This window comes from Hymenobacter sp. (genome assembly GCF_031398885.1).
Classification (GTDB): Bacteria; Bacteroidota; Bacteroidia; order Cytophagales; family Hymenobacteraceae; genus Hymenobacter.
The window spans coordinates 125,274-141,013 of record NZ_JANNOD010000059.1; the positions used below are offsets into that span (position 1 = coordinate 125,274).

Sequence of the window (15,740 nt, forward strand, 5' to 3'; positions counted from 1 at the left end):
CTAACTTACTACCATGAGATTTCCTCGTCAACTCACCTTATTGGCTTTGGCACCGGCGCTGCTGGCGGCGCCCGCCTGCGTTTCGGTGAAGTCAATGATGAAAAGCACGCCCTCCGCGGTTATTACCAAGCGCCTCCCGGCGCTGGAAATTCTGGCTGACCAGGGCCCGCTGGCCATGAACGACGGCGCGCTGTCCGAGGACCCCCTCAAACTGTTTCAGCAGGAGTGCTCCGCCAACCTGACCGAGCCCACCGATTCGGCAACCTACGGATACGCCAAGCTGGTGGTGAAAAAAGTAAAAACCGTGCGCACGGGGCGCGGTCTGCAAGGTTTTCAGGTGTTTACGTTTCTGTTGCCCGCCGTAGTGGGCGTGCCGCTGGAGTGGTACAAAACCACGCTGCAGGCCGAAGTGCAGGTGAGCGACGCCGCCGGCAACCTCCTGGGCTCATACGTGGGCTCCGGCTCCTCGGAGGTGAAAGTGGCCATGTACCACGGCTACTCCCAGACCACGGCCCCCCGCCTGGCCGACATCATTGCCCTGCGCGGTGCCATGGCCCAGATTCGGCCCCAGCTCGACACGGCCACGGCCCGCTTGCGCCCGCTGCTGCTGGCGGGCGGCAGCGTCGACAACCCCACCTTGCCGTCTTCGTCGATGGTGACGGGCAGCCGCTAGTCAACCGCCTAACCGCGCTGTTGATGGATTTATCGTATCCCAAATTAGCAGGCCCGTAGTGCCCCGTCCCGCCAGCCCGGCAGGTGGGTGCTACGGGCCTTACCTTTGGCCCGTTATGGCCTACTTCCCGCCTTTCCGGTTTTCTGCCGCCCTGTTTCTGGGGGCTGCCCTGCTGCTGAGCGGCTGCTGCGCCAACGACGTCTGCGATTGCCAGGACGAGCAGGCCGACGCCATTCGGGTGCGTTTTTCCCCGGCCTTCAGCCCCAGCGACCTGGACACGCTTATCGTCAAGCGCTACTCGCTGCCGCTCTCGCCAGCCAGCAAAGTAGATTCGGTGACGCTGGTGCAGGGCGCCGGGCAAGAGCGCGACTCGATTACGGTGGTGCTGAACAATAACACACCTTTCGCGGCGGTGGGGGCCAACAAGCTCGATAAGTTTGGCTACCAGATTCGCTACCTTACCCAGCAGCCCCGACAGAAGCCCAAGCCAACCACGGTGCTGATTATTGAAAGCATCCAGCTTGACGGTCAGCTCGACGGCGACGGCTGCTGCACCTGCTACACCAACTCGCTAAAGACCGTGACTGCCAAGGTGAACGGCAAGAAGCCCGGCGCTGCGCCGGATAGCGTCGTCGTCGTCAACCTCAAGCAGCCGCGTTCTTCCCTCGAAGTACTCAAATAGCCGGCCGGGCACGGCCGGCGTATAGTCCGTGCCGCGCTGCAACGGTTGGCCGGCCATCCGTGTTTCTCGTCCCCATGCCCGCCGAATCCTTACTTCCGATGGCTCCGCTGCTGCCCGTGCCCCAAAGCCTGGCCGCGCCCTCCGCCTTTCCTTTCCGCACCACGCTCAGCCTGGAGCCGCTCATCGCGTACTGGCGGGAGCGGGAAAACGCCCCCAACGCGGGCGTGGCCCTGCTGGCGCGCGCCATTGGCGAGCAAGTGGCGGAAGCGTCCTGGGTTCGTGGCCCGCTCACCGACTACTCGGTGCTGGAGTGCAACTGCGACCTGATTGAGACCCTGATGCTGGCCGTGTTTCCGCCGGCGTCCTTCGCCAGCGACATCAGCGGGGTGGTGGGCCCGTTTCAGCGGCGCAGCTTCTACTCGACGCGCCACTTTGAGGAGGTGATGCTCAACAAGGACCGCATCATCAAGCAGCCGCTCAACATCGACATGGCGGCCATGGACCGGCAGATGGGCCTGATGGCCTACCACCTGGTGCTGCACCGCGTGTACGGGGCCGAGCTGCCGCCGCTGGGCACCATCGTCTTCACCGTGCCCGACTACCAGATTGGGCTCTACCGGCACTACGGGGTGGGGTTCAACTCCGATTTTGTGACTGTGCGGGTGGTGGGCGAGCAGCCGGTGCTGAGCCCCGAGCAGTTGGAGATGCTGATTCATAACCGCCACCGGCCGGAGCTGTGGCGGGAGCTGCTGCCGCCCGAGCACTTCGAGCTGGAAGGCTTCAACCTGATTCAACTGGTGGACGTGACCGACCAGGAGATTTTGTCGGAACTGAAATACGACCTGCTGGAGCGCGACGTGCTGCAAACCCCCGCCCGCTTCGAGCAGATTCAGGAGAAGCTGCGGGTGCTGTTTGCGCAGCCCTCCCTGCAGCTGGGCATCGCGGCCTACGACGAGAAGAAGCGGGCCTTCGTGGACTTTGGCCGCAAAATCAACCACAGCTTCCTCACCAAGCAGGTGCAGCACCAATCGGCCGACAGCAGCTTCCGGCTGATTTACGACCGCCTGCTGCGGGCCAAAGAGCCCCTGGTGCTGAAGGACGTGGCCACGGCCGACCTGCCCGAAGACCTGCGCGCGCAGATTCTCGGCCTGGGCATTCACTCCGCCATCCTCGCCCTGCTGCCCTACGGCAACGACACGGTGGGCCTGCTGGAGTTGGGCACGCCCGGCGTGGGCGGGCTCGACGAGTTCGACATGGACAAGGTGGAGCAGTTCGTGCCGCTCTTCGCGGTGGCCGTGAAGCGCAACGCCGAAGACCTGCAGACGCGCGTGCAGGCCGTTATCCGGGAGAAGTTTACGGCCATTCACCCCACCATGGAGTGGCGCTTCACCGACGCGGCCCGCAACCTGCTGGCCCAGTTCGACGCCGGCAACCGCACGGCCGAAATGGAGGCCATCGTGTTCGAAGACGTGTACCCGCTGCACGGCTCCTGCGACATCCGGGGCAGCAGCACGGTGCGCAACGAAGCCATTCAGGGCGACCTCATCGAGCACCTCACCCTGGCCAACAAGGTGCTGAAAAAGGCGTCGGACTACCAGCACCTGCCCATTCTGGACGAGCTCAAGTTCTACGTGACCAAAAACCTCAAGCGCCTGCGCGAGGGCATGCTGACCGGCGACGAGGCCAACATCTACGACTCGCTGAAGCGCGAGGTGGAGCCCTTGTTTGAGTACCTGGCCACGCACACGCCCGAGTTGCGGCCGGTCATTGCCAAGTACTGGAGCAACATCGACGACCGGCTGGGCATTCTTTACAAGCGGCGCAAGGACTTTGAAAAAAGCGTAACGGCGCTCAACGACGCGGTGAGCGACTACCTCGACGAAGAGGAGCAGAAGGCCCAGCTGATGTACCCGCACTACTTCCAGCGCTACAAAACCGACGGCGTGGAGTTCAACATCTACGTGGGCGGCACGCTGGTCGAAAACAAGCCCTTTGACCTGGTTTTTCTGAAGAACCTGCGCCTGTGGCAGCTGCTGACCATGGTGGAAATCACGCGCCGCACCGCCGCCCTCAAGCCCACGCTGCCCGTGCCCCTCGACACCACCCAGCTCATCCTCGTCCACGGCCAGGCGCTGAGCATCCGCTTCCGGCAGGACGAGCGCCAGTTCGACGTGGACGGCGCTTACAACATCCGCTACGAAATCATCAAGAAGCGCATCGACAAGGCCACGGTGCAGGACACCGGCGAGCGGCTGACCCAGCCCGGCACCATCGCGCTGGTCTACGCCCAGAGCCGCGAGGCCGTGGAATACTACGAGTACATCGACTACTTGCAGGACCGCGGCCTGCTGGAGCCCGGTGTGGAAGAGCTGGGGCTGGAGGAGCTGCAGGGCGTGAAGGGCCTGCTGGCCCTGCGGGTAAGGGTCAACATCAATTAAGTTACCAGTTGATAATTGGCAATTGCCTGCGTTGTCGCAAACAACTGACCAACAACGAGCAATGGACTACCCGTTTACTTTCGGTTGGCTATTGAAGAGTAAGAATTACAAATCAAAAAATGACCGCCCAACGCCTTCGCTTTGGGTAGTTGCCCAACCAATTTTTAATTTGTGATTGATTTTTCTTCCTTCAAAAACAACCGCAGCCCGGCCCGTAGCAGCAGCAGCCAGCCCACGCCCCCGGCGAAACCGGCCAGCACGTCGGTGAAGTAGTGCACGTGCAGATACACCCGGGTGAGGCCGATGAGCACGGCCCAGAGCATTAGGGCCACGGCCCAGCTCCAGCGGCCGTACTCGCGGCCCAGCAGCCAGGCCAGGCACCCGTAAAAGGCCATGCTCATCATGGCGTGCCCGCTGGGAAAGCTCAGCCCCATCTGGTAGAGCAGCGCCGAAGAGGGCCGCGGCCGCTGAAACCAGGCCTTGAGCAGCTCGTTCAGGGCCCAGCCGCCGCCCATGGCCAGCAGCAGCGCCAGGGCGTGGCGGCCGTAGCCGCGGCGGCGCATCCAGAAGGGCGCAATCAGGCTGGCCGGCACAAAGAACTTGAGCGACCCAAAAAAAGTGACGCCGTGCACCCAGGTCGTGAGCCCCGGCGCCTGGGCCCGCCAGCCGTCGGCCACGGCAAAGGCCCGCTGGTCGAGGGCCACGGTGGGCTGCCCGAATACGACGCGCGCCAGGTAAAAAAACAGCGCAAACGCCAGCAGGAAGGCCACCACGCCGCCCACCAGCTCGGCGGTGAGCAGGCCGGCCAACGTGGCGAAGCGCGAAGACAATTTCGACATGGGCAAGCAACCGGGCCCGACAACCGCCCCCGCGGTAACCCCCTGTTGGTGCCGGGCTTAACGAAGAAAGGCCAACCCGGGATGGGCTGGCCTTCTGAAAACGTGCGCTCGGGGAGACTCGAACTCCCACACCTTGCGGAACTGCCGCCTGAAGACAGCGCGTCTACCAATTTCGCCACAAGCGCATGCAGTGGGCAAAAAGCCGCTCTCCCCGTTGGGAAGTGCGGCCCGTTGCTGGTGCAAAGATACGGCCCCGAATAACGGTGGCGCAACATTCGGCTTATTTTTTTCCGGCCCGGGCCTGCCGGAGCCGCACCGGCGATTGTTTTTCAGTTACTTGCCCGGCCGTTTATTTTTCGGCTGGCCGTTATTCCACGCGTGATTTCCAGTCTGCCGGCCCACTACGCCCGGTGCTGGCCCGCCTCAGGCTGGGGCCAACTGCTGGTTGGTTTTTTTTGGGGCGGTTGGGTCCGTGATTTTTGGGACGCCCCCGGGCCACCTGCTACCTGATGCCGCCGCGCCGGCCGCTACGTTCAAACACGGTTTTGTCGGTATCAACCATTTTCGAGAACGCGGCTATCATGACGCCGCTGTAAATTTCCCGCATCTTTATCTACTAATTTGGGTCCCCCCTAATTCAACATTTTTTTGATTTTAGCCTAATTTCAGCCTACTTATGCCCATTAAATACGCCGCCATCCTCTTCCTCGCCCTGGGCTTGGGGACGCTCGGGACGCAGGCCCAAACCAAGCCGAACCCGGGACCCGCGGTGCGGTACGCGGTGTCGTTTCCCAACGCGGTGCACCACGAGGCCCGGGTCACGGCCACGTTCGCGGGGCTGCCCAGGGGGCCGCTGCACGTGCGCATGGCCCGGAGCTCGGCCGGGCGCTACGCCCTCCACGATTTTGCCAAGAACGTGTACTACGTGGTGGCCACCGACGGCGCCAACCACCCCCTGGTCCTGAGCCGGCCCGACCCCTATGGCTGGGACGTGACGCCCGCGGCCGACGGCACGGTGCTGTTCAGCTACACCCTCTATGGAGACCGTTCCGATGGCACCTTCGTGGGCATCGACGAGCAGCACGCCCACCTCAACCCGCCCGCCACGCTGTGCTACGCCACGGGGCTGGAAGGCCGCGCCGCCGAGGTAAAGTTCGACCTGCCCGCCAGCTGGAAAGTGGCAACCCAACTGCGCCCGGGAGCTGATAAAAACACGTTTACGGCCCCCAATATGCAGTACCTGATGGACAGCCCGGTGTCGTTGGGCCCGCACCAGGTGCGCACCTGGCGGGAGGGCGACCAGACCATTGAGCTGGCGACCTTGTACCAAGGACCGGTGGCGGAAGTTGATGCTTTTGCGAAGCGAGTGCAACGTGTGGTGAAGGAGGAAAAAGCCATTTTTGGCGAGCTGCCCACTTTTGACTTCGCCCGCTACACCTTCCTGGCCAACTACCTGACCCAGGCCACCAGCGACGGCATGGAGCACCGCAACTCGACCTCGCTGACCAGCCCCCGCCCGCTGCGCGACGCCGGCGGAACCCGCAACCTGGGCACCGTGGCCCACGAGTTTTTTCACGCCTGGAACGTAGAGCGGCTGCGCCCGCGCGACCTGGAGCCGTTCGATTTTCAGCGCGTGAACATGAGCGACGCGCTGTGGTTTGCCGAAGGCTTCACGCAGTACTACGGCCGGCTGAGCCTGCGCCGGGCCCAGCTGATTGGGGACGAAGAGTTTTTTGACGACATCAGCCGCTGGGTGAACCTGCGCCAGAACAGCCCCGGCGCCCGCTACGCCTCCCCCATCGACATGAGCCGCCAAGCGGCTTTCACCGACGCCGCCACCAGCACCGACCCCACCAATGCAGCCAACACCATTTTGTCGTACTACGACCAGGGCGCGGGCCTGGCGCTGGTGCTGGACCTGCAGCTGCGCCAGTCGCACCGCACCACGCTCGACAAGGTGATGCAGGCCCTATGGCAGCAGTACGGCGCAAAGCAAAGCGGCTACGCGCCGGCCGCCCCCTACACCGTGAAAGACTTGCAGCGCGTGCTGGGCGAGGTGAGCAAGGACACGGCGTTTGCCAACCGCTTTTTCCGACAGCACGTGTACGGCCGCGAGCAGCCCCGCTTCAGCGAAAACCTGCTGGCGGCCGGCCTGGCCATGATTCCGGCCCGAATGCAGGGCGCGACCCTGCCCCGGCAGGTGGAGTTCGACAACGAGGGCCGCTGCCTGGTGGCCTACAACACGCAGATTGGGTCGGGGCTGTACAAGGCCGGCATCGACCGCGGCGACCAGCTGGTGACGCTTGACGGCAAGGAAATTAAAAGCGCCGCCGACCTTGACGGGGCGCTGCGCAAGCACTCGCCCAGCGACGTGGTGTTTGTGAAGGTGAAGACCCGCGGCGGCGTGGAAAAGACCACTCAGCTCATCCTGTCCGAAGAGCCCAACGTGCAGGTAAAACCAGTCGAAGCAGTAGAAAAAATGGTGTGCTCGCCCGCCCAAAAAACCCTGCGCGAGGCCTGGCTGGCTGGCCAGCCAGGCCACCGACTGAAACGCCGCCGAGGCAGCGCCCCCGCGGGGCTTTTTGCGGGGCTGACCTTTAATCGGTCGGATTGGCTAAAATCTTTACCTTTGGCCAGTTAAAAGTGGCTTCGTCCGGTGGTCCGAACCGGGCGGGCCGGGTTAATTTCGGCGGCTTACGCATTCCCCTCCTTTTCTATTTCTTGCCATGGAAATCTTCGATAAGCTCACCAACGCCGCCAAGGATTTTTTCATTGAGTCCGAGGACGGGGTTGCCGCGCCGGCCAGCCCGCCCACGGCCCAATACGGAGCCCCCGCCCAAGCTGCCCCGGCCGCGCCCGGCGCGGCCAGCCCCTTCACAGCCCCGGCCGTGACCCAGGCCGAGCAGCGCCACCTCGACCACATTGCGGGCCTGCTGGCCGGCGACGGCAAGGACTTTGGCGCCTACATGAAGATGGTGAAGAGCATGGCCGCCGCTGGCATGTCGGGCCCCCTGCTCTACCAGACGGCCTTCAACGCCTTTTCGGCCGTGAACGGGGGCACCGTGCCGGGCCTGCTGGCGTCGGCCGCGCAGTTTGAGCAGGCCCTGGCCACCGACCGCGACAAGGTGCTGGCCCGCCACCGCGAAAAAATGGGCGAAGCCGCCGTGCCCGGCGCGGCGGCCAGCCAGGTGGTGCAGCTCACGGCCCAGGAGAAAAAGCTGGCCGCCGACCTCGCCGACCTCACCCGTCAGCTGCAAGCCAAGCAGCAGCAACTGCTGCAAACCCAGCAGCAGCTGGCCGACGAGCGCCAGAAAACCCAGGCCGCCCTGGCTTCCTACGAGCTGGCCAACTCGGCCGCCCTGACCGAGCTGCAGGCCCACCACAAAGCCGCCGAAACCTTTTTGAACGCGAGCGGCGCGGCCAAGTAGCCCGTTATTACAAGAGCATGTCCTGCTTATCGGGCATCCGCCTGCCGAAGCATCTTGCGTGGAAACTTACTTAACCGATTGATTTGCTTGCGCAAGCGCGATGCTTCCCTGCGTTCAGCATGATGTTCTTTTAGCTAACCGCTTACCTTTTTCTGCTTGATTATATGAATACTCCCCTCCTGGGCCCGCCTTCGCCGGCCGATGGCCTGCCTTCCTGGCAAAAGCCTGAAAAAGTAGCCGCCTGGGTTTTCGTGGCCCTGCTCGCGGGCATGGGCGTGTACTACTGGGGCCTGATTGTGCCCTACTTGGTGGACATCGTATTTGATACGGTGAAGCTGGGCATTGGCCTGGGCGGACTGTTCGTGCTGTTTTTGCTGGCCACCAACAAGCGGATTCAGGCCGGGCTGTGGTACGCCGGGCAGCGCATCTTCCGCACGGCGGCGGGCTTGTTCGTGAAAACGGACCCCATCGGCATCATGGAGGACTACATCAGCAACACCGAGAAGGAAGCGCGCAACATGGAGGAGGAGGTGGGCCACATTGAGGGCGCCAACGAGCTGGTGAAGCGGAAGATGGACACCAACCGCACTCAAATGCAGGAGTACCTTTCCCTGGCCGACTCGGCCCTGCGCCAGGGCGAGAAAGACAGCGCCGACAGCTACGCCAGCCGCGCCGCCCAGCTCGAAGACTACAACCGCCGCCTGCAGCCCATGGCCACCACCACGAACAACGTGAGCCTGGTCATGCGCCAGATTCTGAAAGCGGCCCTGCGGCAAATCGACGGCTCCAAGTTCAAGGTCAATCTGCTCAAGGACGAGTACGCGCTGGTCAAGCGCACGAGCTCGGGCATGCGCGCGGCGATGAACATCCTGCGCGGCGACCCCGACAAGAAGTACTTCTTCGACCTGGCCACCGACCGCGTCGCCCAGGACATGGCCCAGCAGCTGGGCCAAATCAAACAGGCCATGCGCTACAGCCAGGAATTCGTCAAGGAGATGGACATCCAGAACGGGGTCATGAGCGAGAAGGGCCAGCGCCTGCTCGACAAGTACCAAAAAGGCGAATTCAACGCCATCATGGACAATGAGCCGCCGGTGCGCCTGAACGTGGCCGCCACCAAAAAAGCCTCCGACGACGCCTACGGCAAGCTGCTGGATTGAGGTGCTGATTTGGGGATGTGCTGAGGTGCTGGCGATGGAGTGAAATATTTCATCATCGGCACCTCAGCACATCTCACAAATCGACTCAACTACTCACATTCCAGAAATCAACCCAACAAAGCACATCAGCACATCCCAAAATCAGCACCTCAACCAATGACCACTCGCGGTAAAATTCTCATTGCCATCATCGTCCTGGCGGGCTTGTATTTTGGCATCAACAAGCTCACCTCCAGTAACCTGCTGTTCAAAAAGGCCACAACGGAATCGGTGCTGCTCAACTCGATTGAGCTACCGGCCGCCACGGGCAGCACCGGCGTCAACACAGTGGTGCCCCTGGCGGCGCTGCCGGGTGCATCGCCCGCCGAAAAGGGCACGCCCGTGGTGTGGGAGGTGATGGCCTGGAACAGCCAGATGGCCGGCATGTTGGCCAACGGCGGGCCCCGCACCACCGCCGGTTCGGCTATGGCGGCCAACGGGCTGGATATGCAGATTGTGCGCCAGGACGACGTGGCCAAGATGCAGGCCGACCTAGTGAAAAACGCGGCGGACCTCTCCGCCAACCCCGCCACCCCGGGTCTCATCGTGAGCATCATGGGCGACGGGCTGCCCGGTTTCTCGGCCGTGCAGGAGCAGCTCAAAAAAGCCGGTACCCAGCTGCAAATCATTCCCTACTCGGTGGGCAAGTCGTTTGGCGAAGACAAGCTGATGGGCCCCAAGGAGTGGCTGGAGAATCCCAAGCTGGCCCTGGGCAAAACCGTGGCCTGCTACCTGCGCGACGGCGACCAGAACATCGCCCTCAAGTGGTGCGCCGACAACGGCCTCAAGGTCAACCCCGACGAGACGACCTACGACCCGCAGGCCGTCAACTTCATGGCCGCCAGCGACTTTCTGGTCGCTGCGGAGAAATACATTTTGGGCAAACCCGAGGCCCGTGACAAAATCGTGGACGGTAAGAACACCGGCGTGAAGGTGGACGTGGTGGCCGACGCCGTGGCCACCTGGACGCCCGGCGACGTGAATATCGCCAAACAAAAAGGGGGCTTGGTGAGCATCGTTTCCACCAAAGAGTACTCCAATCAGATGCCCAACATCATGGTGACGACCAAGCGCTGGTACGACGCCCACCCCAAGGAAGTGGAAGGCATTATGCTGGCCCACGCCGTGGCCGGCGACCAGGTGAAATCGCACCCCGAAGCGCTGACCCGCGCCGCCGACATTTCGGCCGCCGTGTACGGCGACAAAGACAAAACCGGTGCCTACTGGCTCAAGTACTACAAGGGCGTGAGCGAGGCCGACCGCAACGGCGACGTGGTGGAGCTCGGCGGCAGCAAGGTGTTCAACTTCAGCGACAACCTGAGTTTATTCGGCCTCAACGAGGGCGGCACCAACATTTACGCCTCGGTGTACAAGGCCTTCGGCGACGTGCAGAGCAAGCTCTACCCCAAGGAGCTGCCCACCTACGTGCCCCTGAACGACATGCTCGACCTGACGCCCCTGCGCAACATGCAGGCCCGCTACAAGGGCAAGACCGTGGCCCCGGCCGAGACCCAAAAGTTTGCCGCCGGCGACGAAATCCGCCGCAGCGTGAGCAAGCGCGCCTGGAACATCGAATTCAACTCGGCCCAGAGCACCTTCACCCCGTCGGCCCAGAAGGAGTTGGACGCCCTGTTTGATGACCTGGTGGTGGCGGGCAACCTGAAGGTGGCCGTGCACGGCCACACCGACAACACCGGCGACCCCCAAATCAACCAGCAGCTTTCGGAAGACCGCGCCATGGCCGTGCGCCAGTGGCTGGAGCGCAAGAGCACCAGCGCCTTCCCCGACGGCCGCATTCAGGTGTACGCCCACGGCCCCACCGAGCCCATTGCCAGCAATGCCACGCCGGTGGGCAAAGCCAAGAACCGCCGCGTGGAAATCGTGCTGGGCAACTAAGCGCAAGGTTTCGCAAAGTTTAAAAGTAAGTCTCGCCAAGTGTAATGCTTGGCGAGAAATGGCAATTATTACTTTGTGAAACTTGACTTTTAAACTTTGCGGAACCTTGCGCTATGCTGAAAGACCTGTTCGTTCCCAACGCCAAGCCGCGGCCGGGGGTGTTTCTCACCATGGTGGCCGCCCAGGTGCTGCTGCTGCTGCTGCTGTGGCTGTTTTATCCGTTGCAGCTGTTTCCCACGCTGCGTGAGGTGCTGGTTTCGTTCCAGGATTTGGTAACCACGCAGGGGCTAATTCAGGAGCTGTGGGCGAGCCTGACCACGGCGCTGGGGGCCCTGGCCATCGCCACGGTGCTGGCGCTGCTCATCTCCTATCTTACGGCGCTGCCCTTTTTCCGGCCCCTGGCCTACGCGGCCAGCAAGATGCGCTACCTCACGCTCACCGGGCTCACCTTTTTCATGGCCCTGATGCTCAGCTCCGGCCACCAGGTGAAGCTTTCGGTGCTCGTCTTTGGGGCGACGGTATACCTCGTGACGGGCATGACGAGCGTGATTCTGGCCACCACCCAGGAGGAGATGGACCACGCCCGCACCCTGGGCATGAGCGAGTGGCGCAGCTTTTACGAAGTGGTAGTACTGGGCAAGCTCGACGACATGCTCGAAGTGGTGCGCCAGAACTTCGCCATCATCTGGACCATGATTACGCTGGTGGAAACCCTCTACCAGTCCGAGGGCGGCATCGGCCTGCTGCTCTACAAGCAAAACCGCTACCTGCACCTGGCCGGCGTGGTGGCCATTCAGGTCATCATTCTGGCCACGGGGGCTTTGCAGGACTTTCTTTTCGAGTTTCTGCGTCGCCAGTTTTTTCCGTACTCGGCGCTCACCACGGCAAAATAATGGCGGACCATTCCTACAAAGAATCGATTCTGGCGCTGCGCGACATTTCGATGCAGTTCGGGGGCGAGGTGATTCTGCGCGACATCAGCCTGGACGTGCTCGACGTGGTGCGGCCCGGCGTGAGCCAGGGCCAGGTCATCGGTTTCTACGGCCGCTCGGGCATCGGCAAGTCGGTGCTCTGCCGCATCATCGCGGGGCTGCTGCCGCCCAGCACCGGCACCGTGCTGGTGGCCGCGCCGCCGCGCCCGGTGTGCCCCGGCGACGTGGGCTTCGTGCAGCAGCGCTACCCGCTCTTCGACCACCGCACCCTGCTCGACAACCTGCTGGTAGCCGCCGGCCGCAAGCACGCCCCGGCCGACGCCAAGGCCCGGGCCGAGGACCTGCACACCCGCTTCGACCTGGCGCCGCACCGCCGCAAGTACCCGGCCCAGCTCTCGGGCGGGCAGCGGCAGCGGGCGGCCATTGCCCAGCAGTTGCTGTGCTCCGAGCACCTCATCATCCTCGATGAGCCGTTCTCGGGCCTCGACATTGCGATGATTGACGAGGTCAAGAAAATCATCCTCGAAGTGACGACCCTGGACGAGCTTAATACGGTCGTCATCGTGTCGCACGACCTGGCCACCACCACCGCCCTTGCGGATACGCTCTGGCTGCTGGGCCCCGAGCGCGACGCCGCCGGGCAGTGCATTCCGGGGGCCACCATCAACCAGCAGCACCAGTACAACCTGGCCGAAATGGGCCTGGCCTGGCAGCCCGGCATTCAGGCCAAGCCAGAATTCGTGCAGCTGATTGAGCATTTGAAAGAGGAAATCCGCAAAAGCTGAGTCCACTGAATCAATTAAAAATTAAAAATGAACAATTAAAAATGGTGGCTTAAAACCTAATCCCCTGGCAAACGGCTTCTGAATGTTGCCAATTTTTAATTCTTCATTTTTAATTTTTAATTCCGAAAATGGCCCAGCGCGTTTCCTACCTCCGCAACGAGGCCCTGCCGACCGTACGGCCGGGCTACCCCGGCAACAAGCTGTTTGGCGACGAATTCGCCAACGGCGAGGACCTGTTCGAGCCGAGCTGGGGCACGGCGCTGAAGTGGCAGCTGGCCACCAATCCGCAAAAGGAAGAGAAGAGGCGCGACACCTGGGCGCCGGCTGTGGTGGACTGCGCCGATTTCTTACGAAGCACCGACGATGGATTAGTGTGGCTGGGTCATTCCTCGTTCCTGCTACGCATTGAGGCCACTACGTTTCTGTTTGACCCTGTTCTCTTTTCATCAGTTGGCCTGCGCCACCGCCACCCCCTTCCCTGCCAACCCGAAAATCTGATTGGCATTGACTTCCTGCTCCTTAGTCACGGCCACCGCGACCACCTAGACGAACAATCGATAAGAATGCTGACGCGTCAAAATCGGGGAATGCAAGTTTTGACCCCGCTGCGCATGAAGCCTTTGCTCAGCAGCATGGCCCCACACGTGGCAGTGCAAGAAGCGGGTTGGTGGCAGCAGTACCAAATCGATTGGGAAAATATTGGGTGGGCGGAGCCCGGCAAGCCACTCGTGGACATCTATTTCCTGCCCGCCGCCCACTGGCACCGCCGCGGCTTGCTCGACACCAACCGCGTGCTCTGGGGCAGCTTCCTGATTCGGTCGGCCGACAAGCTCCTCTACTTCGCCGGCGACACGGCCTACGGCCCCCACTTCGAAGCCATCGAGCAGCGGTTCGGGCCCATCGATATTGCCATCATGCCCATCGGCGCCTACAAACCCGCTTTCATGATGGCCAAGAGCCACGTAAACCCTCACGAGGCGGCCAAGGCCGTGAACGTGCTGCGCGCCGGCCACGTGGTGCCCATGCACCACGGCACCTTTGATTTGTCGGACGAGCCGGCGTCGGAGCCGCTGCGGCAGCTCACCGAACTGGCGGCCGGCGGCATGCTGCGCGGGGAGCTGCACGCGCCCGCCGTGGGCGAGGTGCTGCGCTGGCGCGAGTGGGAATAATTTTTTAGTGATTAACGGTTAACGGTTAGTGATTAATGGGCCGGTGTTGAGTTGCCTCGACAACCTGGGCCCGGCTACCGGGCGAGTGCGCCAGCGGATGGCGGTTAGTTTTGTCGACCTGCTCCCCGAACAGCGCTAACCATTACTCATTAACCGCTAACCACTGAATGTCGCCAACCCTCGTTTTGAGCCTGGTCGCGGGCTACTTTGCCGTTCTCATCATCATTGCCATTCTCACTTCGCGAGGGGCCACGAGCGAGAGTTTCTTCGTGGCCAACCGCAACGCACCGTGGTATATGGTGGCGTTTGCCATGATTGGCACCTCGCTTTCGGGCGTCACCTTTATTTCGGTGCCGGGCAATGTGTACGGCAAAAGCTGGAGCTACCTGGCCGTGGTGCTGGGCTACGTGGCCGGCTACGTGGTCATCGGCACGGTGCTGCTGCCGCTGTATTACCGGCTGCAACTGGTCAGCATTTATACCTACCTGGAGCAGCGGTTTGGCTACTGGAGCTACAAAACCGGCGCGTTGTTCTTTCTGATTTCGCGGGCGTTGGGCTCGGCCCTGCGGCTGTACCTGGTGGCGGGCGTGCTGCAGCTGGCCGTGTTCGACGCCATGGGCGTGCCCTTTGCCGTGACGGTGGTGGTCAGCATCCTGTTCATCTACCTCTACACCTTCAAAGGCGGGCTGAAAACCATTCTCTGGACCGATACTTTCCAGACGCTGGCCATGCTGAGCTGCGTGGCCTTGAGCATCTACTTCATGTCGGACGCGCTGAATTATTCCTTCCGGCAACTCATCAGCACGGTGCAGGGTAGCGACATGTCGCGGGTGTACTTCGCTGATTTTCGGGACGACAAGTTCTTCTGGAAGCAATTCGCCTCGGGTATGTTCATCACCATCGTCATGACCGGGCTCGACCAGGACCTGATGCAGAAGAACCTGAGCTGCCGCAGCCTGGCCGACGCCCAGAAGAACTTGTTCTGGTTCACGCCCGTGATTGTGGGCGTCAACGTGCTGTTTCTCACGCTGGGGGTGCTGCTCTACAAGTACGCGGCGGCGCGGGGCCTGCAGCTGGAGCAGCTGCCGCAGCTGCTCAACCTCAAGGGCGGCCTCGACACCGACAAGGTGTTTCCGTTCCTGGCCACCACGCAGTTTTCGCTGGTGGCGGGCGTGGTGTTCATCCTCGGCATCATTGCCGTCACCTACGCCTCGGCCGACTCAGCGCTCACGGCCCTTACCACCTCGTTTTGCGTCGATTTTCTAGGCATCAAAAACTACCCCGAGGCGCGGCAGGCGCGGCTGCGGCAGCTCACCCACCTGGGCTGGTCGGTGGTGCTGATTCTGGTCATCCTCGTCTTCCGCGTGTTCAACAACCAGAGCCTGATTGACGCCGTGTTCAAAACCGCGGGTTACACCTACGGGCCGCTGCTGGGGCTGTTTGCCTACGGCATCCTGACCAAACGCGGGCTGCGCGACGGCCTGGTGCTGCCCACCTGCGTGGCGGCGGTGGGCCTGACCTGGCTCATCGTGTCCAACTCCGTGGAGTGGCTGGGCGGCTACAAGTTCGGGTTTGAAATCCTGCTGCTCAACGGCGCGCTCGTGTTCCTGGGACTGCTGGCTATTTCGCGCCCCGCCACGCCCGCCCAATTGAACCTCACGGCCTAGCGCGTGTTGGACTACTGCTAGGCGTTGTCGGG

Annotated in this window: 12 protein-coding genes and 1 tRNA gene; 11 read left to right on the forward strand and 2 right to left on the reverse strand. The window is 62.4% G+C overall.

What is annotated here, in order from left to right; translation table 11 throughout:
* Positions 1-13 precede the first annotated feature (13 nt).
* The 3 genes from RMO51_RS12580 (at position 14) to RMO51_RS12590 (ending at position 3,793) form a co-directional block, all read left to right on the forward strand.
* Entirely contained in the window at positions 14-673 is a 660-nt protein-coding gene (locus RMO51_RS12580) for a hypothetical protein (RefSeq protein ID WP_310395127.1), read from the forward strand.
* 115 nt (positions 674-788) lie between these two features.
* Positions 789-1,355 (forward strand): hypothetical protein, encoded by a 567-nt coding sequence (locus tag RMO51_RS12585; protein ID WP_310395129.1) that lies wholly within the window; start codon positions 789-791, stop codon positions 1,353-1,355.
* Positions 1,356-1,429: 74 nt separating this feature from the next.
* Positions 1,430-3,793 (forward strand): GAF domain-containing protein, encoded by a 2,364-nt coding sequence (locus tag RMO51_RS12590; protein ID WP_310395131.1) that lies wholly within the window; start codon positions 1,430-1,432, stop codon positions 3,791-3,793.
* 164 nt (positions 3,794-3,957) lie between these two features.
* Here the strand turns inward: RMO51_RS12590 and RMO51_RS12595 are convergent, their stop codons facing one another.
* Positions 3,958-4,632, reverse strand: coding sequence for a phosphatase PAP2 family protein (locus RMO51_RS12595; protein WP_310395133.1), 675 nt, complete (start codon positions 4,630-4,632; stop codon positions 3,958-3,960).
* Positions 4,633-4,735: 103 nt separating this feature from the next.
* Positions 4,736-4,817: transfer RNA gene (locus tag RMO51_RS12600), tRNA-Leu, on the reverse strand.
* Positions 4,818-5,308: 491 nt separating this feature from the next.
* Here RMO51_RS12600 and RMO51_RS12605 point away from each other — a divergent pair.
* From RMO51_RS12605 to RMO51_RS12640, 8 genes are all read left to right on the forward strand, one after another.
* The gene (locus tag RMO51_RS12605; RefSeq protein ID WP_310395135.1) at positions 5,309-7,273 is read left to right on the forward strand and encodes a M61 family peptidase; all 1,965 of its coding nucleotides are present in this window, start codon (positions 5,309-5,311) and stop codon (positions 7,271-7,273) included.
* A gap of 85 nt (positions 7,274-7,358) precedes the next feature.
* A complete protein-coding gene (locus RMO51_RS12610; RefSeq protein WP_310395137.1) occupies positions 7,359-8,060 on the forward strand; it encodes a hypothetical protein in 702 nt (233 codons plus the stop codon).
* 164 nt (positions 8,061-8,224) lie between these two features.
* Complete coding sequence (locus tag RMO51_RS12615; protein ID WP_310395138.1) at positions 8,225-9,220, forward strand: PspA/IM30 family protein; 996 nt, start codon at positions 8,225-8,227, stop codon at positions 9,218-9,220.
* A 156-nt stretch (positions 9,221-9,376) separates the two neighbouring features.
* Positions 9,377-11,155, forward strand: a complete 1,779-nt coding sequence (locus RMO51_RS12620; RefSeq protein WP_310395140.1) for an OmpA family protein — start codon at positions 9,377-9,379, stop codon at positions 11,153-11,155.
* A gap of 113 nt (positions 11,156-11,268) precedes the next feature.
* Entirely contained in the window at positions 11,269-12,048 is a 780-nt protein-coding gene (locus RMO51_RS12625; RefSeq protein WP_310395141.1) for a hypothetical protein, read from the forward strand.
* The gene (locus RMO51_RS12630) at positions 12,048-12,872 is read left to right on the forward strand and encodes an ATP-binding cassette domain-containing protein (protein WP_310395143.1); all 825 of its coding nucleotides are present in this window, start codon (positions 12,048-12,050) and stop codon (positions 12,870-12,872) included. Before RMO51_RS12625 ends, RMO51_RS12630 begins: the two co-directional genes overlap by 1 nt.
* Positions 12,873-13,000: 128 nt before the next feature.
* Positions 13,001-14,041, forward strand: a complete 1,041-nt coding sequence (locus RMO51_RS12635; RefSeq protein ID WP_310395145.1) for an MBL fold metallo-hydrolase — start codon at positions 13,001-13,003, stop codon at positions 14,039-14,041.
* A 167-nt stretch (positions 14,042-14,208) separates the two neighbouring features.
* Positions 14,209-15,708: a sodium:solute symporter gene (locus RMO51_RS12640; protein WP_310395147.1), complete on the forward strand. Its 1,500-nt coding sequence runs from the start codon at positions 14,209-14,211 to the stop codon at positions 15,706-15,708.
* Positions 15,709-15,740 lie beyond the last annotated feature (32 nt).